Genomic DNA, 1,557 nt, shown 5'->3' on the forward strand with positions numbered 1-1,557 from the left:
GGCGGTATGTCATTCACATTTGATTTCGACTGACTCGACGCCTTCGCGAGCAAGCTCGCTCCCACAAAAAAGCGCTCCCCAGTGAGCGTCATAACCAGACAACAAAAACAATCGGACGCCCACTGGCAGTCCGCCTGGAGAAAAGCTATGAGCCTCAATGTAATGGAGGCGGGCGCTCGTCCGTCCGTCGATCACGACGCTGAAAAAGCCCTGGTCAGCAAAGTCGCCTGGCGCCTGATGCCGCTGATCATGGTCTGCTACCTGTTCGCCTTCTTCGACCGCATCAATATCAGCTTCGCCAAGTTCCAGTTGCAGACCGACCTGAGCCTGAGCGACACCGCTTACGGCCTCGGCGCCGGGCTGTTCGTGGTCGGTTACGTGCTGTTCGAAGTGCCGAGCAACATGATGCTCTACAAGGTCGGCGCGCGGCGCTGGATTGCGCGGATCATGATGTCCTGGGGCGTGGCGACGGCAGCGATGGTGTTCGTTAACAGCGAATGGCAGTTCTACGCGCTGCGCTTTGTGATCGGTGCGATGGAAGCCGGATTTGCCCCGGGCGTGCTGTATTACCTGACGCTGTGGTTCCCCCAGCACTTCCGTGGCCGCATCACCTCGATGCTGTTTCTCGCCTCGGCGTTTGCCGGGCTGGTCGGCGCGCCATTCTCCGGTCTGGTGCTGGAACACCTCGACGGCGTGCTGCAAATGCGTGGCTGGCACTGGCTGTTTCTGCTCGGCGGCGTGCCGTGCATCGGCCTCGGTTTTCTGGTGCTGACGCAGCTCAAGGATCGCATCGAGGATGCACACTGGCTGACTGCGGACGAGAAAAAGTTGCTCTCCAGTCGCATCGCCCAGCATGAGCCGCACAAGAGTGGTGGTTCGTTGCTCGCGGCGTTGAAGATTCCCGGTTTTCTGACCTTGGGGCTGATCTACTTTCTGATCCAGGTGGCGTCCTACGGTTTGAATTTCTGGGCGCCGCAATTGATCCGCAGCGCCGGCACCGAGAGCCCGGTGATGATCGGTCTGCTGACGGCCATTCCGTACATTTGCGGGGCGATCAGCATGGTGGTGATCGGGCGTTTGTCAGACGCGACCGGTGAACGGCGCAAGTTTGTCGCCGGGTTGGTGATCGTCGGCGCGATCGGCTTTTTCAGTGCGGGGATTTTCGCCAGCCACACCACGTTTTTGATCGTCGCCCTGGGCTTGCTGGGCGCCGGGATTATCGCTTCGATTCCGAGCTTCTGGACCTTGCCACCGAAGTTGTTGGCCGGGGCGGGTGCTGGCGCGGCGGGCGGGATTGCGGTGATCAATACGCTGGGACAATTTGGCGGAATCGTCAGCCCGGTGATGGTCGGGCGGATCAAGGATCTGACCGGCAGCACCACGCCGGCGCTATACGTGATTGGCGTAGCGGCGCTGATTGCGGCGGCGTTGCTGTTGTGGGGCTTGCCGCAGAAACTGCGCACGCTAGACAAGTTCTGAGATTTGCGGCGCCTGCAATGACGCCTTCGCGAGCAGGCTCGCTCCCACATTTGATCGCATTTCAACTGAAGAAACGCG

1 protein-coding gene is annotated in these 1,557 nt (G+C 60.4%); it reads left to right on the plus strand.

All coding sequences use genetic code 11. The annotated features are described in order from the left end of the window. The first annotated feature begins 147 nt into the window (after nt 1-147). Complete coding sequence (locus ACW9IR_RS29315) at nt 148-1,479, plus strand: MFS transporter (RefSeq protein ID WP_457466090.1); 1,332 nt, start codon at nt 148-150, stop codon at nt 1,477-1,479. Nucleotides 1,480-1,557: the final 78 nt, after the last annotated feature.

The sequence above is a fragment of the Pseudomonas sp. SDT291_1_S447 genome (genome assembly GCF_054070155.1).

What these genes read in the sequence shown, in the direction of transcription:
- ACW9IR_RS29315 (WP_457466090.1), top strand. Translation starts at nt 148, where the DNA reads ATGAGCCTCAATGTAATGGAGGCGGGCGCTCGTCCGTCCGTCGATCAC.